The sequence below is a fragment of the Kitasatospora sp. NE20-6 genome, assembly GCF_045862635.1.
Map to the genome: position 1 here is coordinate 39,539 of NZ_BPRL01000028.1, position 23,423 is coordinate 62,961.

Below are 23,423 nucleotides of genomic sequence, written 5' to 3' on the forward strand. Positions count from 1 at the left end.
TCCCGGTCGGTCAGCCGGTCGGCGGGGCGGCGTCGACGGCGGGGTCGGTGGAGACGGCCAGGCCGTCGGTGTTGAGTCCGAGGTACACGGCGGGCAGGAACTGGCCGACCGCCTCCAGCAGGTCCAGGTCCACGGCACGGATGCGGGCCAGGTCCAGGGTCTGGTGCAGCAGCCGTTCCAGTGCGGCGGGCGACCAGGCGGCCTCCTGCCGGTTCGGCGGTACGGCGAGCAGCACGGTCTGCGGCGGCGCGGCGGCCGGGGCGTCGTACTCGACGGCCAGGGCGGCGGTGTTCCGGGTGGCGGGCACGGTCTCGGTCCATTCGTCGAGCGCGAGGCCGTGGATCTGCCGGGAGAGGTCCAGCGGTCCCGGTGTGGTGATGCCGACGACGAGGGAGAGCCGTCCGGAGTCGGCCGGCCGGGTGGTGCTCTCGGCACCCCACCACACGTCGCCGGGGCGGTGCGGGAGCTGGGCGACGCGCAGGCGCTCACGGGGGGCGTCGGCGAGGGGTGCGCCGAGCATGTCGGCGAAGTCGACGGCGTCCTGCCAGCGCGCGGCGCCGCCGCGGACCCGCCCGTACTGGCGCAGCCAGCGGTGCGCGGTGCCCGGGCGGCCCTGGAGGGGGGCGGAGGCGAGCGAGTCGGCCAGGCCGGTGCCGGCCGGGGCGAGCAGTGGTGGGAGCACCGGCAGGTCGGCGTCCAGCAGTTCGTGGAGGCGGTCGCGGTGGTGTTCGGTGCGCTCGCGGGCGGTGGCGGGTGCACCGGCCGGGTGTTCGGCTGCGTGGGCGGAGACGAGCGCGTCGTGGGCGGCCAGGCGGCGCAGCAGCTCGGCCCGGGCGGTGGCCGTGCACTGGGTGACGGCCTCCTTCTCGCCGGGCCGGCCTGCGGGTGGCGGTACGGCTGCCGCGATGCCGGCGCCGGCGGCCCGGACGAGGGCGGTGCGCAGGGCGGGCAGTGTCGCCTCGGTGATCTCCGGGGCGGTCTCGCCGCCCAGTTGGGCGAGGGTGGAGCGCAGGTGTTCGAGGGCGAAGTCGGCGCGGTTCTGCGTGTCCTGCGCGGCGGTGGCGGCCGACTGCTCGTCGGCGGCCGGCTCCTCGCCCGGGGGCACCAGGTCGGTGGCGGTCAGCGGGCGGGCCCGCAGCAGCAGTTCGCGGGCGTTGCCGACCGCGGTGAGGAACTCCGTGACGGAGACGGCCCCGGCCGGCCAGGACGGCAGGCGGCCGAAGTCCAGGCGCAGCCGGTACGGGTGGCCGGCGGACGCGGCCGGGCGGGCGGCGGCCCACGCGGCGACGGCGATCCGGCGTTCCAGTTCGGCGGTGTCGTCCACCGCGAGGCCCTTGCGCCGGGCCATGACGTGGTCGATCGCGGAGATCTGGAGGCGGTCGAAGGTGAGGTCGTTGACGACGGTGGGCGGCAGCGGCTGCCCGCTGCCGCCGTCCTGCGGTTCCCAGTGCAGGACGCACCGCACCCGGGCCGGGGTGGGCAGCAGGGAGGCGGCGACGGCGTCGGCCGCGGCGGCGGCCAGGATGCGCGGCTGGTGGCCGGTGGCGGCCGGCCAGTCGGCCCGGCCGACCGGGGTCTGGTTGCCGGCCAGCAGCAGCCGGTGGGTGACGGCGTCGCCGCTGCGCGGGCTGCGGGCGAACTCCAGCTCGGCGGGCGGGGCCTCGCCGCGGGCGAGGAGGTCGACGGCGGCGGCGGCCCGTTCCGGACGGCCCTGGACGACCTGGTGCACGCCCTCGGCCAGCAGGCTGTCGTGCACCGCGTCGACCGCGTCGGTGAGCACCGACAGCACCTGTTCGAGTGCGGCGCGGTCCTCGCCGCCGGCGGGCAGCGGCAGTGGCGCGGGGGCTCCGGGCCGGGGCGCGGGTGCGGGCCCGCCCCACGGCAGTCGGCCGTCGCGGTGGGCCAGGTGCAGGGCCAGGCCGTCGGTGAGCACTCCGGCGGCGCCGCCGGAGGAGACGGTCCCGTCCGGGGCGACGACCGTGGTCTCGGCCGGGGCGAGGGCCCGCAGGGTCGGCAGGTAGCGGTCCATGGTGCCGCGCGGGTGCTCGTGCAGCGCGCGTTCGGCCAGGGCGCCGAGCAGCACTCCGATCGGCCGCCCGGCCCGTACGCCGTCGAGCAGGGCGCCGGCCAGCCGGACGCGCCGCGAGGACAGGTCCACGGCGAACGCCTCGCCGCCGTGGGAGCGCTGGGCGCTGCGCAGCACCGCCGCCGTGGTGGCCTGGCCGACCGAGGGCGCGAGCACGTACCCGGTGGCGGGGCCGCCGTGGGTGAGCGGGCCGCTCTCCCACGGCGGGCGGGTGGTGACGGGGGCCCGCCGCACGGCGGGGCGCAGGTCCAGGGCCCAGCCGTAGGCTCCGGTGTGCAGGCCCGTGGGGGCGGCGGTGCGCAGGGTCTCCAGGCGTTTGGTGGCGAAGGAGGTGATCCAGGCGTCCAGCCGGTGCGAAGCGAGTCCGAGGACACCGGCCAGGTGGCGGGAGGCCTGCTCCGGGGTGAGCGCGGCGGCGGCCGCGAGGGCCGCGCGCTGCTCGGCGAGGCGTGCGCCGCCCGGGTCGGTGGGCAGGGCCAGGGCCAGGTACTCGCCGAGGGTGGTGGCCGAGGACGCCGGGGGCAGCCCGCCCTGGCCGGTGGTGGACGCCCCGGCGGGCCGGGGCCCGGCCAGCCGGCGTTCCAGGGTCGGGGTGGTCTCGCCCTCGGCGATGTCGATCAGCTGGGATTCGGTCGGTTCGGCGGCGCCGAGCTGGGCCGCGGCCCGTGAGAACTCGTCGAGCAGCGCGGCCCGGGCCAGCCGGTGGAGCAGCGGGCGGGGCACGGCCCGGTCCTCGTGCAGCAGTGCGGCGGGGAGCAGCCCGCGGGCTGCGAGTGCGGTGAGGTAGCCGTCGGGAGTGCCCGGGCCGGTGCCGGGCGCGGCGAGCGGGGTGCGCAGCGGGTACGAGCCGGAGGCGAACACGGCCCTGCCCAGCGGGGGCTCACCGGCCAGTTCGAGGGTGCGCAGCACCGCCATCGGTTCGGTGAACAGGTGGCTGCGCCAGTCCTTGCCGAGCCTCAGCCGCAGGAAGCGCCACAGCCAGATGACGTACTCCTCACCGAGGAGGCTGCGGGCGCGCACCTCCAGCGCGCGCGGCCCCGAGCCGAGGATCCCGACCAGGTTCTCCTCCGGCCGGGCGGGCCGGCCGAGCCGGGGCACCCGGTCGACGGAGGGCTTCCAGACGGAGGAGCGCAGCCGGGCGAGGAGGGCGATCCCGGTCCGGTCGTCGCTCTCGCCGGGCAGCGGCTCCCAGGTGCCGGTCTCCATCACCGGCAGCACGCCGTAGGGCTGGTTGCCGATCCGCAGGGTCGGGAGCGGCCCTTCGGCCCTGACCCAGTCCAGGTAGTGGGCGCGCACCCGCTCCACGTCGGCGGGCGTGGCGGCCCCGGCCATCATGTGGCGCAGGAAGTACCCCCAGGTCGCGGACCAGGTGGCCGCCTGGACGGTGCGTGCCGCCTCGGTGTCGGCGGGCCCGGCGGGCAGGAGGCGGGCCGGTGCGGTGGGGGCGCCCGGGCGGGGCGGGGTGGTGCGGGCGGACGCCAGGTGGCCGCCCGGGTCGTGGCTGAGCGGCAGGCCGAGGGCGCGGGCCAGGCGGCCGGCCTCGGTCGTCCGGTCGGGGACGGTGTCGGTGTGCCACACCGGCGGGCCGGGCTCGGCCGGGTCGAGGCCGGATCGGGCGCCGTCGGTGTTGTTGGTGGGCGTGCCGGGCGGCAGGTGGGCGAGGCCGTCGGTGGCGGCGTGCGCCTCCAGCAGGTGGGCGAGGGCGTCGGAGCCGGCCGTCGGGGACGGCGGCTGGGAGACGCCGAAGACCAGGAGCCGGTCGATGCCCTCGCGCAGGGCGGGTGGCAGGTCGAGGGTCAGGGCCATGCCGGCGTCGACGGCCGCCTGGTAGTCCGTCATCCAGCGGGTGGCGGTGTCCACGGGCGCCGCGTCGTCCAGTACGGCGGACAGGTCGGCGTCCGGGTCGAGGCCGACCACCAGGTCGGGGCGGACGGGGCGCTCGGACGTCGCGGCGGCCCGCTGTTCCCCGGTCACGGCGACCGCACACCACCGGGCGGGCAGCAGCCGGGCGACCGCCGCCCTGGTCCAGGAGGCCGCGCGCAGCCGGGGGCTGGGGAAGGCGGGTGCGGTGGGCAGCGGCGCGCCGGGCGGGATCGGCTCGGCCGGCCTGCCCGCCGGGTCGGGTTCCATCACCTGGGCGATCCAACGGGCCCGGCCGGGGCCGAACAGGGCGACCAGGCCGAGCCAGGCCTCGGTGCGGCGGGCCTGTTCGCCGGCGGCCCGCCAGGCGTCCTCCCAGTACCGGCGGGCGGCGGCGGCCTCCTCCGCGGTGAGCGGCGGCTCGTGGCTGTCGACGTGCAGGGTGTCGGGGAAGATCCGGATGCGCAGCTGTTCGTTCTCCGCTCCGGTGAACCGGGTCTCCACCCGGACCGGCAGCAGGGCCAGCGGCAGGGTGGTGCCGATCGTCCACGGCGGGGCTGGGATGGGCGTGGTCATGACCGGGCGGCCTCCGGGAGGATCATGTCGCTTGCGTGCACGGCGTAGCAGACCGGCAGTTGCAGGGTCGCGAGGGCGTAGTGGGCGGAGTTGGCGGGGTCGGCCGGTTCCTCGGCCCCGGTGTCCAGGCCGAACCGCAGGCTCGCGGGCGGCTCCCGGAAGGCGACGTACCAGCCGGGATCCCCGGCGGTGCCGCGGGCCTTCTCCGGGGTGACCGGGAAGCACAGCAGCCGGGTGTCCGCGCCCAGGCGGGCGCCGAACAGCGGCAGCCGTTCCTCGCCGCCCTCGGGCATGGTGCGGGCGCCGGCCTGCCAGGCCGCGCGGCGCAGGGTGACGGCGGTGCCGGGGTAGCGGTCCAGCAGGTTGCCGCGGATGAGCAGCATGCAGACGCCCTCGCCGGGGCCGCCCGCGCCGGTGGTGTGGGTACCGAGTTCGCCGCCCGTCCAGTCGGTCAGCGGGGTGATGTCGGTGGCCTCGGCCGGGCGGGCGCCGCGGATGTCCCAGAAGGTGCGGAACCAGGTGGTGCCGCCGTCCACCGGCACCTCGCGCCACAGCAGTTCCCGGCTCAGCTCGGTGTTGAGCCCGGCCAGGAACGCCTCCAGGTAGGCGGGGTCGGCCTGCAGGATCGTCAGGGTGTCCGCGGGCAGCAGTTCGGCGCCCGCCATCAGCTGCTGCGGGTCGAGGGCCTGCAGCAGCTCGTACACGGGCTGGGCGAACTCGACGGCCGCGGCCAGCTGGCGCAGCGGGTCGCCGCCGGGGGCCGGGGCCGGCGGGGCGCCGTCCAGGGTGATCCGGGCCAGCGCGCGTTCGGTGACCTGGACGGCCGGGTCGAGGGCGGCGCGGACGGCGGCCGCGGCCTGCGACACCGGAACGGGCGCGGGCGCGGTGCTGCGGGTGAGGCGCTGCGCGGCGGAGACCGTCGCCTGGTGGCGGATCGCGGCCGAGACGAAGCGTTCGGCGACGGCCTGCCGGCGGGCCACGAGCGCCGGGTCGAGGTCGGCGACGGCGATGCCCGCGCCGGCGTTCTCCCAGCCCCACCAGCCGGGGATCTGGACCTCGGCGCCCCACCACGCGGCCCGGCCGTCGTTGCCGAGGTCGAAGCCGATCCGGAACAGGCCGCGGTTGTCGGTCGGGTGGTTCTCGATCCGGAGGACCAGCACGTCGGGGCGACGGCTTCCGGTGAAGTCGGCGACCGTCACCGCGAGGCCCTGGTGGGGCACGGCGCCGGTCGGCTCGCTGCCCAGCGGCAGTGCTTCCGTCCAGCCGCCGGTGACCCTGCCGCGCCGGTTGACGCGCCGTCCGATCCGGTGGTCGACGCGGTCGGCCGTGCCGTTGCGGGTGGCGGCGACCACGACCAGGTCGGCGCAGTCGTCGTCGTCGAGCAGGTCGGTGACGGCGATGCCGAGGCCGGTGACCTCGGCGGTGAACGGCCAGGGCACGTCGGTGCTGTGCCCCCAGCCCTCGGTGACGGTCCCGTCGGCGGCCAGCGACCAGCCGACCCGGTAGGCGACGCGGCCCTGGAAGGCGTAGGCGAGGACCAGTTCGGGGCGGCCGTTGCCGTCCAGGTCGGCCAGTGCGACGTCGCACGCCTGAACGGCGGGCAGCGGGTCGGGCACGGTGTACGGGCCGAGCCAGCCGCCGGTCACGGAGCCGGCGGCGTCCAGGTCGCGCCCCACCCGGTACACCGCCCGGCGGGTGCCGTCGGCCTGCGGTTCGACGGTCAGCACCAGCAGGTCGGGGCGGCCGTTGCCGTTCAGGTCGGCGACGGCGATGCCCAGGCCGGTCGCCTCGCCGTGGAACGAAGGGCTGGCGTGGGGGTCGGCCGGGCCCCAGGCGCCGCGCGGCCGGCCGTCGAAGCCGAGGTCGGGGCCGACCCGGTGGCGGACGTAGTTCAGGCCGCCCGGGTTGTCCAGGTGCACCACCACCAGCGAACCGAACACGCCGACCGGTGGGGCGAACCGCCAGCGGTCCGCGGTCGGCCAGTCCGTGAGGTCGCCACGGCCCGCGGTGTCGGCGGGGTAGCCCAGGCCCATGCCGAGGCGGCGTCCGGGACCGCCGACCACGACGGCGCCGTCGGTCTGCGTCCAGAAGAGCAGCCCCTGGGCGGGGTTGGCCTCGGTCGGGGCCAGCGCGGGGTCGGGCAGGCCCATGTTGTAGGTCGTCCACTGGGGCGTGCCGGTGTCCAGGCCGGTCACCGTCGCCGCCGCGCCGTTGCGCAGCACGAGGTGGTTGGCGCCGCTGCCGCCGGAGCCTCCGAGGGCGTGGCCGAGCAGCCCGAGCGAGGCGGGCGGCGAGCCCCGGTTGATCCAGCCGCCGGACGGCCGGTACTCCCACAGGCGGGTCACCGCCTGTTCCGTCCAGGCGCGTTCGGTGAGCCGGACGGCGGTGGAGCCCACCGGCACCGGGGCGGAGCTGAAGTAGAGGTCGGGGCCGCCCGGGTTGGCGGGGTCCTTGGTGATCCGCTCGTACCACCGCCAGACACCATCGGCGTCGCGACGGCGCTGGTAGAGCGTGCCCCACTGGGTGGTCACGAACACCGAGGAGCCGTCGGCGAACACGCCGGGCGCGCGGTCGGGGTCCAGCCAGATCGTCCAGACGCCTCCGAGCTGCGGGGGCTTGCCGTGGTACGTCCAGGCCCCGGTGGCCAGGTTCATCTGGGCCAGCTGGTCCCCGACGACCAGCCAGAGCGAACCGGCCGCGACGGTCGGGGCGCCGCAGGAGCCGCTGACCTCGGTGTGCGGCCGCCACACCCAGCGGTCCACCTCCCAGCGCCGCTCGATCAGCCGGCGCATGCCGCTCATCCCGGAGGCGAGGGTGAACACCCGGCGGTCGTCGGGCACGGCGGCCAGCCCGCCGCCCAGGGCCCACACGTCGCCCCACATCTCGGCGGGGTGGCGGCGCCACTTGCCCCGGGCCAGCTCGTACAGGCTGTTGTCGCTGCCCAGGACGAACTCGGCCCCGAGGCCGGCCACCACCGAGGTGGTGGCCGCCACCCTGGGGCCGTTCGCGGGCGGCAGCGGCGCGGGCGGCACCGGGGGCTTCCACCACGCGTCGGCCGTGGCCTGCAGCCCCGGGTCGAAGAGCGCGAGGTCGAGGGGGTTGCCGCGCGGGTCGCGCAGGGCGAGGTCGGCGACCGCACCGGCGGGCAGCACGGCCGGGGGCACCGGGTCGACCAGGTGGGCGGCGAGTCCGGCGACGGCCGCGTCGGCGGTGGTGCCGAGCCTGCCGCCCAGCGACACCGGGCCGCGGACGGCCCGGCGGAAGGCCGGCGTGACGGCGGCGGCCACCGCGGGCGACCCCTCGGCGAGGACGTCGGCGACCGCGGCGGTGCCCGCGGCAAGCGTGGCCGGGCCGCCGGGGCCCGCTGCGAGCCCGGTCGTGCCGGCGGACGGCACGGCCACCAGGTCGTGCACCGGCCGGGTGACCGCCAGCAGCGCCGCGTCCGACAGGCCCGCCGACGCCGCCGCGGCCAGGCCGGCCGCGGCCCGGCCGAGCGTGCCGGTGATCCGGCGGCGGTAGAGCGCGGTACTGGCGTCCCGGGCCAACTGCGCCCGGCCGAGCACCTCGTTGGCGTCGCGCAGCCGGACGACCTGCTCCCAGACGGCGGCGACCAGCTCCTCCTGGTGGTCCTGGACGATCCGGGCGCCGAGGGCGGCGATCGCCCGGTAGCGGGGGTCCAGGTTGAGCGTGGCGAGCCAGGCGGGCCCGGCGCCGTCGGCGGGCAGCCCGGCCGGCGCGTAGGGCCCGCCGTACAGCGGCGGGGTGAGCCGGTCGGTGGCCGACAGGACGGTCCGCATGGCGGCCCGCCAGGAGTCCCGCAACGGCCAGTCGGGCAGTTCCCCGGGGGCGCGCAGCGCGCTGGGCAGCACGGTGCGGGCGGCCGGGTCCGCCGGGTCGACCGCGAGCGGGGCCGGCCCGCTGACGTCCAGCGGCCGGGTGCCGACGCCGGTAGCCGGGCGGGCGGTCAGCCGCTCGACCAGGGTCTGGAAGTCGCCCTCCGGCCCTGCCGTGAACCGCCAGTGGTGGTAGACGGGCAGGGTCGCGGTGGCGCCGGAGTACGGGTTCCAGGCGTCGGCCGCGGGCCCGCCGTCGTCCTCGGGGGCGAGCAGGCCGAGCCCGGCGCGGCGGCCGGCCTCGTGGGCGGGGACGACCGCGGCGAGGTAGCGCACGCCCTCCTCCAGGCGGCGCGGGCACAGCAGCCGCGCCGAGCCGCGCTCCGGGTGGTCGCGCAGCACCTGGGCCGGGTCCTGGCCGGCGCCGTCGACCAGCACCTGGGCGTGGGCCCAGGCCCAGGAACGGGAGAGGTCGGGCAGCGAGGCGGCCGGGCAGGACAGGACCGGCGTCCGCCCCGGCGGGCTGCCCAGGACGCCCTCGTCCTCGGGCAGCACCACCAGGACCAGCCACGGGCGCAGCCGCCCCCGGGTGTCCGGTGCGCCGGGGCTGAACATCCACGGCAGGTCGGGCCGGGCGAACTCGACGGCGGCGAAGCCGGTGGTCTCGGCGTCGGCGCTGCCGGGTGCGGGGAAGGCGCGCACGATCTGGGCCGGGTCGAGCCCGGTGACGTCGCCGGGTCCGAGCACGGCCACCTGGACGCGGCCGCCGTCCAGCGGCTCGCCGCCGCGGGTCAGGGTGAGCCCGACGGTCGTCGCGGCCCTGGCGCCGCCGGTGCCGTCCGGCTGCCCGTCCACGCCTCCGGCGAGGCCGTCACGCACCCAGGGCAGGAACCGAAGCCCTCCGCTCAACGTGTGTCTCCTGCCATGGTCGGTGCCGCAGCAACGGCGTCGTCGGTGGGTGGGGGCCCGGACAGGTCCGGTCACGGATGGTCGGGGCCGTGGGCAGGACCTGGCGGTCCGTCAGGCGGGGGCGCCGGTCAGGGAGGCTGCCCGCAGCGCGCTCGCCGTCAGCGTGACGACCCGCTGGCCTCCGCCGCCGGCCTGGGCGGTCTCGGTGTAGCCGGCCCCGGACGCCGGGCCGCCCGGGGTGGTGTGGCGGACCGGCACGGTGGACAGAGCCGGTCCCGCCGCGGCGAACCGGGGCCGGGGCGCGGCCGGGGCGCCGGCCGCGAAGGTGAACAGGTCCGCTGCCGCGACCGGTTCGAGCCGGGCGGCGGCGGCCCCTCCCCTCTCGCCGGCCGCCGGCGAGAGGGCGGGGTCGGGCTCGTCCTTGGTGACGGTCCGGTAGCCGAGCTCGCCGAAGGTGGTCAGCGGCACGCCGTCCGGGGTTCCGCCGGACGGGCAGCGCAGGCCCGCCGCGCCGATCCGGCAGCCGGAGCGCATGTTCTCGAACGAGGGCCTGCTGAGCCTGGCGGCGTCGTCGAGTTCGAGGAAGTGGCCGGGGGCGAACGCGTCCGTGACGGCGGCGCCGAGGGGGCCGGGCCGGGACTGCCGGCCGGTGCCGAAGCTCACGCCCGCGATGTCGTACGCCGTCCTGCGCTCCACCCGGTCCGGGCCGACCCGCTCGATCACCACGCCCAGCGGCAGCACCCGCTGCGACACGGTGAGCTCGCCGAGCGGGTGGACCAGCACCTCCCCGGCGCGGGGCCGGACCTGGCGGACGGTGACCGGGCCCGAGCCGGGCGCGGAGGCGGACCAGGAGGCCGGGTCCGCCAGGGCCCGGCGCAGGTCGGCGAGCGGGTCGGCGGTCTTCGGCAGCGCGGTGCGGGCCCGGGTGCCGGAGGTGACGTCGAAGGAGACCGACACCGACACGAACCAGATCTTGAAGTGGGCCTTGCCCCGGGCCCGCCACGGGTTCGGCCCCGACAGGTTGAGCTCGATGCCGACCGCCAGCAGCACCTTGCTGCCGCGCTTGACGGCGGCCCGGGCGAACACGTCCACCTCGAAGGCGAACGGCGAGAGCTGGATCAGCGCGTCGTAGCCGAGCTGGCCCTCGACCGTGAACCCGGCCTTGGACGCCCTGAGTTCGACCCGCGCGCCGTGCTGCACGGTGTTGGAGGTGACGGCCAGGTACGCCTCGGCGCGGATGCGCGGGTCGTCTCCCCGGCCGAGGTCCAGGGCGACCCGGCGCAGCTGCGGGAAGCCCGCCGGCTTGTCGGTGAAGCGCGGGTGGAAGCCGCCGACCGACAGCAGGAACCGCCGCCGGGCGCCCCACTGCAGGCGCATCGCCATCTCGCCGGTGAGCGGGAACCCGGCGATCGCCGAATCGACCAGGACCGCGTCCAGGGAGGCGGTGCGGGTGCCGAGGTCGACCAGGCCGACGGCGTCCATGCGCAGTTTGACCACGGGCGCCTTCGGGTCGGGCAGGGCCGCGGTGATCCTCGCCGCGAGCCCGGCTCGCAGCGGCGCCGGGAACTCCAGGAACAGCGCGAGGTCGGCGGTGACGAGCGGCTGCGGGCCCCAGGTGATCCGGGCCATGACGCCGGCGACGTGGCGGCCGGGGGCGGCCGGGAACAGCCCGCCCAGGACTTCGGGCAGGGCCGTCGGATCGGTGCCGCCGGACGCGGTGGCGGGTGCCGGGAAGAGCAGGGCGTCCAGTGCCCTGGTCTTCACGCCGGCCCGCAGCGCCTCCGGGTCGGCCGCCCGGTTGACGCCGACCAGCAGGCCGAGGCCGGAGAGCGCGAAGCCGAGGCCGAGCTGCCAGCCCGGCGACCAGCTGCCGGAGGCGAGCAGCAGCAGCGACCAGCCGTCCGAGCCGTCTGGGCCGCGCAGCGGGGTGCCGTCCGGCAGCCGGGTGTCGATCACCGCGAGGGCGGTCAGCCGGATGTCGTAGCCGCCGAGGTCGATGCGCAGCTGGGCGGCGCCCGCGTAGCGGCCCCGGCCGGGGTCGACGGTGAGTGCGCCGGATCCGGAGACCGGCCCCGAGTCGACGCTGAGCGCGATGGTGGTCGGCGGTTTGAGCGCGGCGCGCAGTGCGAGCGGACCGAGGTTCCCGGTGCCGCCCTCGGCGCCGGCCGCTTCCAGCCGCAGCCCGAGGTCGGCGGCGGAGACCAGCAGCGGGCCGAGGGCCAGGGTGAGGTCCGCGCCGACCTCCACGGCGACGCCGGTGCTGTCCACCGCGAAGCGGACCCGGACCCGGGGGATGCGGACCGGACCGAGTTCGAGCGCCACCGGGAAGGTGCGGTCCAGGCCGGCCGAGCCGGTGAACCGCAGGCCGGTGCCGGGGCTGAACTCCGCGCCGAGGTCCAGGGCGACCACCAGCGGTTCGTCGGGCAGCACCCGGGCGAGGAAGGGGTCCTCGCCGGCGCCGAGCACCAGTCGGGCGCCGCCCGTGTGCAGGCCCACGGTGAACGAGAAGGGCTGGCCCGCCGCCGCGCGGGCGTCGATCGAGGCGGTGACGCCGTCGATCTCCAGCCGGGTGCCGGTGGCCGGGCCGATCCGGAGCAGCGGGCCGTCCTGGGGGTCCGCGGTGACGGTGAGCCGGCCGCTCACCTCGCCGGTGCCGCCGTCCCCGTCGGGGGCGGCGAAGGTCACCGAGTCCCGGTCGATCAGCAGGGCCGGGGCGACGGCCTGCAGCACCGCCTCGACCGTCCAGTCGCCGGACGTCCGGCGGGCGTCCAGCGCCCCGGCCAGGACGACGGCCACGACGAGGCCGGTGGGGCCGTCGCCGAGGCCGGCCGTCAGTGCCAGGTCCGCCCGGCCCTCGGTGCCGGCCCCGCCGGCCGCGCGGGGCGGGTCGCCGAACGGTGCGCCCAGCGACACCCGCAGCAGTCGCCGGGCCGCGGCGCGGGCGTCCGGGGCGAGCGTGCCGTCCAGGGGTGCGGCGGGCATGCCGTACACGGCGTTCAGTCCGAGCTGACGGACGGCCTCGGCCACCAGCGGGCCGATCCGGTCCGCGACCTGGACGGCGGCCGTCCCGTCGGCGAAGGCGTTCTCCCGCACCACCTCGGCCGGCTCGGTGAGCGCCCGGCCGAGCCGGTCCAGGTGCAGCCGCGGCCGGGGAGCGGCCCGCCGGACGGGCGGCGCCGCGCCGATCCTGATCTCGGGTTCGACGTGCAGGGTGCGGACGCCGAGCAGCAGCAGGACGCCGGCCAGCCAGGGGAAGCGCAGTTCGAGCCAGCGGTCGAAGAGGGCGTTGAGCAGGTCCTCGACGAAGGTCTCCACCAGTGTGGCGGCGAGCTCGGGCGACATCCCCGCCGGGGGCTTCCACGCGCGGGCGGCGTCGCGCAGGGCGACGGCGGCCCGCCCGGCCGCCTCCAGGGCGGCCTGGACGTCGGAGAAGCTGTCGGGGCCCTTCTCCACGAGGGGAACCACCTGGTCGACGGCACTCCTGCAGGCGGCGAAGGCGGCCGTCAGCGCCTCGGAGAGGCCGGTGACGGCGAGCGGGTTCCAGTCGAGGGTCTCGAAGAGCCGCTCGGCGTCGGCGGAGGTGCGCGCGGCCGCCAGGAGCGGGCGCACCAGCTCGACGGCGGCCTCGGCCAGTGCCCGATCCACCCGAAGCGTCATGGATCCCCCTCGATCACACACCAGCCCACCCCGGCATATTCACATCGTGCCCTACAAGTACATGGATTGCCTGTAAAATCCACAAACTGATCTGCAGTCAGCTGATGCCACATCAGGCAACCATGGGGAGCCACCATGCAGACCGCCGCCGCCGCGCCGGCCCCGCCCCCGGTCGACATCACCGCACTGACGGCCGCCACGCTGCGGGTCGGCCGGATCCACCCCCGGGAGCGCTGGTACGGCGGGCCGGTGGCACTGCGGCGCGAACACAAGGGGTACGTCGTCGACCTCGCCGACTACCTCACCTGGCTCGCCGAACTGGAACGGGCGACCGACTGGGACGTGGACGAGTTCGTGCAGCGGGTCCGCCTGCTCTACTACGGCAAGGCCACCGGCAACGCCCTCTTCGACACCGTCCTCGACACCACCGGCAGCGACTGGGCCGGCGCCCCCGTCACCGTCGGGGACGTCCCGCAGCGGACCCTGGACAACCTCTTCCGCACCGGCGCGATCCGGGTCCGCCGCGACCTGCCGCCCATCGACCTCTCCCACCTGTGGGTGCTCGCCGACCGGGCGCGCAACGGCCTCTCGTACAAGGCCCACGCGGTGGACAACGGCCTCGCCGACGTGACGGGCCTGCTCAGCTGGACGGGCGATCTGGCCTCCTGGTGGTCGCAGTGGAACGACACCCGGACGACCGTCCGGAGGGACGCCGTCGCGCGGAGGGTCCCCGTGACCGAGCCGCCGTTCACCGAGTCCGCCGACCCCGCCGTCATCGCCGCGGTGCCGACGAAGTGGCTCGACGCCGCGGTCACCGCCCGCTGCGCGGCCGACGACCTGATAGGCGACCTCGACGCGGTGGTCCTGATGCGGGAGTTCGAGGACCTCGACGACGACTCCGGGACCCCGGTCACCGACCTGCTGCGCTCCTACTACGACGTGGAGCACCCGCCCGCCGACCGCTCCGCCGTCCACGCGAACAACCGCTTCCACCTCTTCCTCGCCCGCGTCGTACCCGACATCGACCAGGAGGACGACCCCGCGGGCGGTCCCGGCGCCCGCAAGCTGGGCGCCGACGCGGCGACCGACGTCCGCGAGGCCCTCCGCGAGGCGGTCCACACCCTGCTCTACACCGCCCGCTACCGCCGGGCCTCGTTCCACACCGACGCACTCGACGCCTTCCCCGAGGGCCGGCCCACCGTGGTCCGCGAACTGCCCCTCGTCGGCCGGGTCGGCTTCAACGAGATCAACCGCGAGATCGACCACGAACTGGGCAGCCCCTGGGGCGCGGCGATGCTGCAGGCGGTGACCGACCGGTTCACCGCCTGGCTCCGGGCCGGCCTGACCGGTGACGGCTGGGCGCTCAACGGCTGGCCGCTCGTCAACCCGCTGGAGCGCTGGGGCGGTTCGATGCTGTCCATCGGCTCCGAGGACCCGGCCTCCGCCCCCGGCCCCGACGGCACCCCTCCCCCGCCCGGCCCCGTCCGCCAGCTCCAGACGGACCTGATGGCGCTCGGCTTCACCGTGATCACCGCCGCGGACGGGGACTTCGGCGGCCGGACGGCCGTCGCGCTGCGCGAGTTCCAGATCGAGGCGCAGCAGTCGCAGTTCCACCGGGACGTCCCCGCCGGGCCGGCCCCCCGTCCCGACGAGCTCGCCTGGATGCGCTACCGAGGGCCGGTCAACGGCGTGCTGGACCACGACACCGCCCAGGTCCTGGCCACCTGGGTCGAGGCGTCCGGGCTCACCGACCCCGCGGCGACACCGGTGCGGCTCAACCCGCTGCGCGTGCGCTCCCACCGCTACAGCAGCGCCGGCCTGGGCGTCGTGGTCCACGACGACGTGTGGACGTGGAACCAGGTCACCGACTCCTCGCTGGTGCTCTGCGCGGTCGACGGCCTGCGCCGCCAGTGGTTCGAGGCCGCCGAGAGGGGCGCGACCCCCGCACCCGAACTCGGCGCCCAGGGCAACGACCCCGTGGTGCTCGGCTCCTGGACCCCCGAGGGCACCGGCGGACCGGTCCAGATGCCGAACAAGGCGATCCGGCGCACCTGGGCGGGCGCCGAGATGACCCCGTACACCTGCGGCGACCCGGACGTCCCGCCGTCCCCCGCCCTTCCCGTCGTCGTCTCGCAGTACCGCGTCGTACGGGCCATCGCCAAGGTCGAGATGTACGGGTACTTCGACGTCCACAACTGCTGGGACATCGCCCGCCTGTCCATGGGCATGTACCACTGGACCCTCGGCCCCAACGGCCGGTGGGAGCTGCCGGCGATGCTCAGCCACTACCGCACCCACTACCCGCAGGACTACGAACGGGACTTCGGCTCCTGGGGCGTAGGCATCGCCGAGGGCTGGGACGACACCCAGCCGCCGGACTCGGTCAACCGCGCCAAACTCACCGGCACACTGGCCATGTACGGCCTGCACGACGAGGACGGAGTGCTCCAGCCGTACCTGGCACTGCCGTTCACCCCGGCCGACGGCGGCGGCGTCAAGGACGCCTACCTGCTGGACTGGTACCGCAGTTGGCGGGTGCTGCACCGGCTGCTCTCGGTCGCCCGCACCAGCCGGCGGTTCCAGTACGCCCAGTACCGGTTCGCCCTGATCCGGCTGCGCACCCTGCTCGGCCGCGCCTTCCAGACCGCCGCCGGCCCGGAGGACACCGGCCCCTTCCGGGCGGACGGCTCGGTGGCGACGTTCGGCGACGTGTTCACCAGCGAGCAGGCGGTGGCCGCGCTGCTGCGCTGGCACGTCAACCGCCCGAACCAGATCATCGGCGCGAACGGAGCCGTGAACGCGGCCCGCAGCGCCTACGAGGCCGTCCACGGCACGGGACGCGTCGTGATCGACGGACTTCCGGCCGCGGGTGCCGACGCCCGGCAGCAGGCCCTGGCCCGGTGGCTCATCGACAACGCCACGACCGACGGCGCCTTCCAGAACAGCGTCCGCCTCGCCGTCGAGTACAACGACGCCCACTACGGCCGCCTCTCCGACCAGGCGAGGTCCCTGGTGCAACCCTGACGGCCACCGCTGCCGCGGCAGCGGGTGGCTGCGCGCCTCGGAGCAGGACTCATGGGCCGGCTGCGGCCGGAAGCCCCGCTGGGTGCCCGGCCGGGTGCGCGGACGGGTGCGGACGGTGCGGTGCGGAGGAGTTGCGCAGGTCTGTCGTGGTGGCGCTCACCAGGACTACGGCACCGAGGCACAGCAGGCCACCGCTGACGATGGCCGCTGCTCCCGAGGTGGCGTCCGCGACGAGACCACCGCGCATGTTGCCGACATCAGGTCCCGCTTGCCCGACGATCTGCTCAGCAGCGCTGACGCGGCCGAGCAGTTCGTGCGGGGTGTGCATCTGGACGACGGTGCTCCGGGAGACGACGGAGACGGTGTCGGCGGCGCCGGCCACGACGAGGAGGGCCAGACCGGCCCATGGGTCGGGCAGGAGGCCGAACAGTGTCAACGCTGCGCCCCAGGTGGCGGATCCGCCAAGCATGACCAGGCCGGGGCGGGGGAACCGGGTGAAGGTTCCGGAGAAGAGCGACGCTGCAACGCCGCCGACGGCGACGGCGGTGAGGAACAGTCCGAGAGTGCGGGGGTTGCCGCCGAATCGTTCGGCGTTGACCAGGGGGAACAGGCTGATGGGCATCGACAGCACGGTGGTGGCCAGGTCCGTGAGCAGGGCCCCGCGAATGACGGGGGTGCGGGCCAGGAAGGCCAGGCCGTCCAGCACTCCGCGCAGGCCGGACCGTGCGGGCTCGTCCCCGGGGTCCGTCCGCGGCAGGCCGGATGCGCCGTGGAGTGCGGCGATGAAGGTCAGGGCGTCGATCAGGTAGCAGACGCCGACTCCCGGCCCGCCCGCGATCGATCCGCCCAGTACGGGACCGAACAGCATCGCGCCCTGGAAGGCGATGCGTCTCAGCGCCAGACCCGCGGCCAGTTGGTGCTCGGGCAGGAGGTGCGGAACGAAGGTGCGCGAGGCGGGGCCGCTGCCTGCGCCGAAGCAGGACTGGAGCGCGACCAGCCCCAGAACGCCGGCGGCGGGAACGTGCCCGAGGAAGCCCTGGAATGCGAGGAGGAGCGAGCACACGGCCTGTCCGCCGATCGCGAGCAGGTAGAACTTCCGGCGGTCCACCCGGTCGACGAGCGATCCGGCGAACAGCCCGAGCGCGACGAGCGGAACCGCCTGGGCCAGCCCGACGGCACCCGTCCACGTGGGACTCTCCGTCATCTGCCAGACCTGGAACATGACGGCGACGAGCGTCATCCGGCCGCCGAAAGCGGACAGGGTCTGCCCGATCCACAACCGCCGGAACGGTGGTGACGACCGTAACGGAGTCACGTCGATCAGCATCCGTCTCAGCTCCATGCGGGATCCTCCGCCAGCTTCTCGGCGATCCGGTCGTGGAAGCTCTTGCGCTCCAGAGCCCGCTCGATGTCGGTGACGACCCGGGAGAGCGGGTAGGGAACCTCGGCCTCCAGGTCGGCGAGGGCGGCCTCGGTGGCCCGCCATTCCGCCGCCAGACGATCCACGACGCCGCGGGCCTTGTCGGTGAGCGTCACCTTCCTGGTGCGCGCGTCGTCGCCCACCACGGTCTGGACCCAGCCGGCCTTGCGCATCGCGGCGACTTTCTGACTGAGCGCCGAATGCGTGCGCTGCACCGACTCGGCCAGTTCCGCGATGGTCATGGGCCCGCAGGCGTGGAGCCGGAGCAGTTCCATGACGAAGCTGGGCTTGAGCCCGTCGATCTGCTGCCCGGAGTAGACCTGGGCGATGTCGGCGTCCATCGACGCCTGGAGCAGACGCAGGGGCCGCCAGCGGCTCTGCTGCGTCGGGTCGAGTGCACGGGGGTCGGCCATGCGAGGTATCGTAACAGTACTTATATAAGTACTGTTGCTTTTACGGCCGCATCGCGGGTTCGACGGTCCGGACCCCGAGTTGACGGCCCCCGAGTTGACGGCCCCCGGGTTGACGGCCCCCGAGCCGCCGGGCTTCCTGTGCGGCGCTCGCCGAACGGTCACCAGCCGTCGGACACCTCGCCGATTCGGCGGCAGTTGTCGTGCTGATCCGACCGGAGAGCTGCACGTCGAGCAGCGCTGTCAGCGGCAAGTGGCGTGCCGGGTCAGGTGAACAGCGGGTCGAGCGCCCGGGCGGTGCACTCCGGCGCGGCGGCCTCCACGATCCGGGCGGGGAAGCACCGGGCGCGGGCCGTGCGGTCGGGCAGGGAGGCGACCGGCACCGGGCAGCCGCAGGTCCGGTCGGCGCGGGATCGGCCGGTCTCACGGGCCTCGAAGCCGATGACGGGCCGGTGGTCGCCGGCGAGACTCTCCTCGATGGCTTGATGTGACAGATCCTGGTCGTTGCAGCCATGACGGATCGAGCGCAAGGATCAGGGCATGTCCCCACCGCACCGCGTCGTGATCGTCGCCTTCCCCGGCATCGAGCTGCTGGATGCCACCGGACCGGCCGAGGTGTTCTCCGTCGCCTCCCGGGTCGCCGGAGCCGAGCGGCCCGGCTACCTCGTACGGATCGCGACGCCCGACGGCGGCCCGGTGACCACCTCCAGCGGCGTCCGGCTGATGGCCGACCTGGCCCTCGACGACGTGACCGGCCCGGTCGACACCCTGCTGGTGTCGGGGGCGATCGAACTCGTCGACGGCGGCGTGGAGCCGGTGATCGACCACGAGGTCACCGACTGGCTGCGCCGTGCTGCACCCCGGGCCCTGCGGATCGGATCGGTCTGCGCGGGAGCTCACCTGCTGGCCGCCGCCGGGCTGCTGGAGGGCCGGCCCGCCACGACCCACTGGCTCACCGCAGGCCGACTGGCCGCCGAACATCCCGGCGTCCGGGTTGATCCCGATCCGATTTTCATCCGGGACGGGCGGGTGTGGACCTGCGCCGGCGTCACCTCGGGGATGGACATGGCTCTGGCCATGGTCGCCGAGGACCGCGGTCAGGACCTCGCGCTCGCGACGGCCCGGATGATGGTGATGTACGTCAAACGCTCCGGCGGCCAGAGCCAGTTCAGCGTTCCACTCTCCGTCCAGAGCTCCTCGGACGACCGGATCGACGAGCTGCGGAGGTGGATCGCCGAACACCTCGTCGAGGACCTCTCCCTCGAAGCCCTCGCGGCCCGGGCGCACCTGAGCACGCGCCACTTCACCCGACTGTTCCACCGGCGCACGTCCACGACACCGGCCGCCTACGTGGAGGCGGCCAGGCTGGAGGCCGCCCGGCGACTGCTGGAGGACAGCGACCGGGGCCTGCCCGAGGTCGCAACCGCCAGCGGCCTGGGCTCCGTGGAGACGCTGCACCGCGTCTTCCGGCGGCGGCTGGGTACCACCCCGGCCGAGTACCGCCGCCGCTTCTGACCCGGCCCACCCGCACCACCTGCCGACCGGCACGCACTGCCGCACCGGCCGGGCTTCGCCATGCCCGCACGGCGTGGCATCGACCAGCACATCCCGGAGGAAGTCATGCCCCGCACGAAGGTCGTCCCGATCCCGGTCATGGGCCGGCACAGCATCAACGCCTACCTGCTGCTCGGCCGCCGCCCCGTCGTCGTCGACGCGGGAACCCCCGGCAGCGGCCGCAGGATCCTCGACCGGATCACCGCCCACGGCGTCGACCCCGCCGACATCTCACTGATCGTCATCACCCACGGCCACATCGACCACTTCGGCTCCGCCGCCGAACTGCACCGGCTCACCGGCGCACCCGTCGCCGGCCACATCGCCGACCTCGGACCGTACCGCTCCGGCCGGGCCCGCGAGCCCTACCTGCCCACCGGCCCGATGGGCCGCCTCCTGGCCCGCAACAAGAACCTCCATGTCCGGGCCGAACCCTTCGAACCCGGCGTGCTCATCCGCGGCGAGACGAGCCTTGAGGACTTCGGCCTCGCGGCGCGCATCATGCCCACCCCCGGCCACACCGCCGGATCGGTCTCCGTCCTGACCGACGACGGTGACCTCGTCGCCGGCGACCTGATCGCCAACTCCTTCATGGGCCTCGTCCCCGGCAAGCCCGCCAACCCGCCCTTCCACGACGACCCCCGGCAGAACCTCACCAGCCTCCGCCAGATGCTCGCCCTCAACCCCACCGCCCTCCACGTCGGCCACGGCACCCCGCTCGACCCCGGCCGAGTACGGCAGTGGGCCGATCGGGAGCACCACCGCCTCGCACCCCTCGAAGCCGCCGGGCGCCTCACCACGCGAAGTGAGTGACGCACCGTCACGCCGTACGACACCGGGCGACACCGGGCGGCCCCGACGCCGACCGCAACGGCCCGACGGCTCGGCGGCCCGGCGGCTTCTCGTGGCTCACCGCCCACCGCCGCCTTGCCCGCGACTACGAGACCGGCCCCGCCCACTTTGAGACCATGACCCGCTGGGCCACGATCGGCATCACGATCCGCCGCCTCACCCGAGGCCGACCTGCCACCCGCTCCGGTCCCTGGGGCCCCGCGCCCACATCACCGCACCATTAACGGCTTGCCGACCTGTAAAGGCTGGCGAGTACCCACTCATTCGCCGAAGGCCCGGGCCGGGTAAAGACCATGGAGACGTCGGCTTCCGTCCGGACGGCGAACTGGTCATCGAAGGTCAGGGTATCGTCGCGGCGCCATGCGCAGCCGAGTTGATCGAGTCGGTCGAGGACTGCCTCACGACTCGGGGCCTGGATCACCGCCCGGCCGGCCACGCCGATGCGAGAGGGCGCTGCGAACCGGCCCTGGACGTCCACCGCGTCGAATCCGAGCAGGAACACCGTCAGGTCAGGATCAACCCACATCTCCAGACTGCCGTCCTTGAAACCGACTGCTCCACCGGGGCTCGGCAGTGCTGGCGTGGCCAGATCGGTCCCACCACCCAGAAGGAGATCCGCCTCCTCGCCGGACATGCCGAGTCTGAACGCGCCGATCTCACCGGTGGCCGCGAAAGAGATCATCGAATCCAGCACGGTGTTCATGGAGAGGAGGCTATCGGCGCAGTCCGCCAGCCCCTCCGCCGGATCTCAAACGCCGCCCTAGAGCGGCCGTCACGATCTCGGGATGGCTGAGGAGACAGCTGTTGAGAAGACCTGGCGGCTGATGTCGGAGGGTGATCCCACGGTGCGAAGGAGGAACCCTGCGGTCATGGAAGCCGCCTGCGCCGAACCGCGGCTGCGGGCCCTGTTCCCGTTCCCGAGCCACGAGTGCCTCAGCTTCCACAGGAACACGCAGTTCCCTTGGAACAACGACCTGCCGTTCATCGCGGGTAGCGCGCTGTCCACGGTAAGAGGCGGCCGCGCCGGCAATGGCCCACCTTCCCCACGGCTGCGGGCCAGCCTTCGACGGGTCGTGGCCCCGTCGGGCAGCGGCACCGACTGAGCTGTCCAGCCACAGCCTGAGCCCGGCCGCAGAGCAGTGAGGCCGGTCAACCCATCTGACTGTTCGTCAAGGTCGCTCCTCGGAGGACAATCACCTGTTGACCCGTCTCAGTGAAGTTTGACCTGCTGGTACGGCTCCTGGTCGTGGCGGCGGGCGAGACCGCGGTCCACGAGGCCCCAGGAGATGCTGTGCCGGGTCAGGGCCCATGCTTCGGGGGCTTGCCGGGCGCCGTCCACCCAGTCCCGGAGTTCGGGAAGTGCGTGCTCGCGCAGGACCTTGCGGGCCGCAGCCCGTTCGATGCCCAGGGTCGGGGCGACGGTGATCCGCACGCTCGACCACCAGGCGGAGGGCAGCCCACCGCCGTAGTTCGAGGAGATCGGGGGGATCCACCCGGCGTGCAGGAGGGTCTCGTCTCCCCAGGGGCGCTCGTCGAAGCTCAGGCTGACGGCATCCGCCGGCAACCCGCCGAGAACGGAGTGGACGTCCGTCGACGTGAGTGGCCACGACAGGTGACGCGGCAGACGGCGGTTACGAGCTGGCACAGGCCTGAGGATGGCAGACGCCCTGGTGACGGCGCATCCGCGTTTCGAGTTGGCTTCACCGAAACGCCGGTCGAACTTCGGTGAGATCGGTGGCAGGTGGCAGGTGGCATGTGATCTTGACCGATTGCCACGCGACCTTGACTGTTTCGGGGACTGGCAACCCACTCCACGGAAGCCGTGGACAGCGCTGGGGCTTGTCGAAATTTCGCTCGCACCACTGTCCCGCATGCAGGCACAATCGGCCGGTGAACCTGCCCTTGCTGTTGGCTGCTGTCGAACTCGAAGACGACGACGCGACGCTCGAACTCCTGTATGACGCCACCGCGGACGACCTGGCCGGCGATGATGCCGTCGCCCTGCTGGCCGCTGCCGCGAGGGCCGGACGCCAGAGGGTCGTAGACTATCTGGTCGTCTGGGACGTGGACGTGACCCGCCCCTGGGACGACGGCGTGGACCCCGTGACATGGGCAGCGGAGAACGGCCGGTACTGGGTGCTGCAAGCCCTGCTGTCCCGCAGCCGCGACCCGCTGAGCAGCGACAGCCCGCACCGGCGGGCGCTGCGCATCGCACAGGAAGCCCTCGCGTCCGGGGTGGGGGCCGCGAGCGAGCCGCCGCCCGCACACCGGGCGGTCATCACCGCTCTGGAAGCCGAACTGGGCATCCACCGCTCGCCGGACGAGCTGATGGCCCGCGCCCTGGTACATGCCGACCCCGACCACGACGACTGGTTCACCTCGGTCTTCCACCTGGGGCGCCGGACCAGCCGGGAGACCTTCGACTGGGCCCTCGAAGCCGCCCAGGACGCATCCGACCTCGACCGCAGGCGCTTCGGCCTCGACACGATGGGGTACCTGGCAATCGCGTTCAGCTTCGACGTGGAACAGGAGAACGACGCCGAACTCCCCTTCGCCCGCGAGGCGGAGGACTTCCTGCGCCCGCTGCTGGACAGCGAGCAGGACCCGCGCACCCTCGCCACCGCCATCGCCGCCTACTCCTCCTATTCCTCCTCCGACACGGTCGCGGCGATCCTGGCCCACGCCCGCCACACCGACCCGCGCGTCCGGGCGGGCGTCTCCACGTTCCTCCACACCAATACCGCCAAGCACGAGGAAGCCCTCGCGGCCCTGATGCACTTGACCGACGACTCCACGCCGACGATCCGGACGAACGCGCTCGGCAAGCTCGCCACATCCGCCCTCGACACCCCGGAACTGCGCGCCGTTTTCGCCGCCCACTTGGCGGACCCGTACTTCGACGCCAGGCTCGAAGCCGCCGCCGGACTCGCCCTGCGCGACGACGAACGCGGCCTGTCAGCCCTCGACAAGATCCGCTCCGGCATCAAGAACATGAACAGCCCTGGCTGGGGTCGCCTCTCCGACATGCACCACCTGCTGCGCGTGCGCGCCAAAACAGTCGAAACAACGACCCAGGGCCACTGACGGCCCGTCACCGGTCACGATCAAGTGGCAGAAACCTCGCGTCAGTCAAGATCGCCTGTCGGAGATCACTGAGCAGCGGTCAAACTTCGATGAGCCGGGTCACCGTCCCAGGTCCGACCGCAGAGCCCCGACACCCGGGCAAACAGGCAGGACTTTCC

At 74.7% G+C, this 23,423-nt stretch carries 13 protein-coding genes; 5 read left to right on the forward strand and 8 right to left on the reverse strand.

Annotated features, from left to right (window positions below):
- Nucleotides 1-10: 10 nt before the first annotated feature.
- From SNE206_RS20835 to SNE206_RS20845, 3 genes are all read right to left on the reverse strand, one after another.
- The gene (locus tag SNE206_RS20835; protein WP_407914956.1) at nucleotides 11-4,522 is read right to left on the reverse strand and encodes a hypothetical protein; all 4,512 of its coding nucleotides are present in this window, start codon (nucleotides 4,520-4,522) and stop codon (nucleotides 11-13) included.
- Complete coding sequence (locus SNE206_RS20840; protein ID WP_407914957.1) at nucleotides 4,519-9,264, reverse strand: hypothetical protein; 4,746 nt, start codon at nucleotides 9,262-9,264, stop codon at nucleotides 4,519-4,521. Before SNE206_RS20840 ends, SNE206_RS20835 begins: the two co-directional genes overlap by 4 nt.
- 111 nt (nucleotides 9,265-9,375) lie before the next feature.
- Nucleotides 9,376-12,921, reverse strand: coding sequence for a DUF6603 domain-containing protein (locus SNE206_RS20845; RefSeq protein ID WP_407914958.1), 3,546 nt, complete (start codon nucleotides 12,919-12,921; stop codon nucleotides 9,376-9,378).
- A 135-nt stretch (nucleotides 12,922-13,056) separates the two neighbouring features.
- On the opposite strand from SNE206_RS20845, the gene SNE206_RS20850 reads away from it, so the two are divergent.
- Nucleotides 13,057-15,945 carry a peptidoglycan-binding domain-containing protein gene (locus tag SNE206_RS20850; protein ID WP_407914959.1) on the forward strand — a complete coding sequence of 963 codons (2,889 nt, stop codon included), beginning with the start codon at nucleotides 13,057-13,059 and terminating at the stop codon, nucleotides 15,943-15,945.
- A 49-nt stretch (nucleotides 15,946-15,994) separates the two neighbouring features.
- Here SNE206_RS20850 and SNE206_RS20855 read toward each other — a convergent pair whose 3' ends face one another.
- From SNE206_RS20855 to SNE206_RS20865, 3 genes are all read right to left on the reverse strand, one after another.
- The gene (locus SNE206_RS20855; protein ID WP_407914960.1) at nucleotides 15,995-17,287 is read right to left on the reverse strand and encodes an MFS transporter; all 1,293 of its coding nucleotides are present in this window, start codon (nucleotides 17,285-17,287) and stop codon (nucleotides 15,995-15,997) included.
- Nucleotides 17,278-17,778 carry a MarR family winged helix-turn-helix transcriptional regulator gene (locus SNE206_RS20860; protein ID WP_407914961.1) on the reverse strand — a complete coding sequence of 167 codons (501 nt, stop codon included), beginning with the start codon at nucleotides 17,776-17,778 and terminating at the stop codon, nucleotides 17,278-17,280. The genes SNE206_RS20855 and SNE206_RS20860 overlap by 10 nt, the downstream gene beginning before the upstream one ends.
- A 263-nt stretch (nucleotides 17,779-18,041) precedes the next feature.
- Nucleotides 18,042-18,305 (reverse strand): hypothetical protein, encoded by a 264-nt coding sequence (locus SNE206_RS20865; protein ID WP_407914962.1) that lies wholly within the window; start codon nucleotides 18,303-18,305, stop codon nucleotides 18,042-18,044.
- 10 nt (nucleotides 18,306-18,315) lie between these two features.
- Between SNE206_RS20865 and SNE206_RS20870 the strand changes: the two genes are divergently transcribed.
- Together SNE206_RS20870 and SNE206_RS20875 are read left to right on the forward strand one after the other, a co-directional pair.
- Nucleotides 18,316-19,290 carry a GlxA family transcriptional regulator gene (locus SNE206_RS20870; RefSeq protein ID WP_407914963.1) on the forward strand — a complete coding sequence of 325 codons (975 nt, stop codon included), beginning with the start codon at nucleotides 18,316-18,318 and terminating at the stop codon, nucleotides 19,288-19,290.
- Nucleotides 19,291-19,395: 105 nt separating this feature from the next.
- Complete coding sequence (locus SNE206_RS20875; RefSeq protein WP_407914964.1) at nucleotides 19,396-20,142, forward strand: MBL fold metallo-hydrolase; 747 nt, start codon at nucleotides 19,396-19,398, stop codon at nucleotides 20,140-20,142.
- Between the two features lie 259 nt (nucleotides 20,143-20,401).
- Here the strand turns inward: SNE206_RS20875 and SNE206_RS20880 are convergent, their stop codons facing one another.
- Complete coding sequence (locus tag SNE206_RS20880; protein ID WP_407914965.1) at nucleotides 20,402-20,884, reverse strand: hypothetical protein; 483 nt, start codon at nucleotides 20,882-20,884, stop codon at nucleotides 20,402-20,404.
- Nucleotides 20,885-20,966: 82 nt separating this feature from the next.
- Here SNE206_RS20880 and SNE206_RS20885 point away from each other — a divergent pair, with 82 nt between their 5' ends.
- Entirely contained in the window at nucleotides 20,967-21,284 is a 318-nt protein-coding gene (locus tag SNE206_RS20885) for a DUF6193 family natural product biosynthesis protein (protein ID WP_407914966.1), read from the forward strand.
- Nucleotides 21,285-21,391: 107 nt separating this feature from the next.
- Here SNE206_RS20885 and SNE206_RS20890 read toward each other — a convergent pair whose 3' ends face one another.
- A complete protein-coding gene (locus tag SNE206_RS20890) occupies nucleotides 21,392-21,826 on the reverse strand; it encodes a hypothetical protein (protein WP_407914967.1) in 435 nt (144 codons plus the stop codon).
- A gap of 245 nt (nucleotides 21,827-22,071) precedes the next feature.
- On the opposite strand from SNE206_RS20890, the gene SNE206_RS20895 reads away from it, so the two are divergent.
- Entirely contained in the window at nucleotides 22,072-23,265 is a 1,194-nt protein-coding gene (locus SNE206_RS20895) for a HEAT repeat domain-containing protein (protein WP_407914968.1), read from the forward strand.
- Nucleotides 23,266-23,423 lie beyond the last annotated feature (158 nt).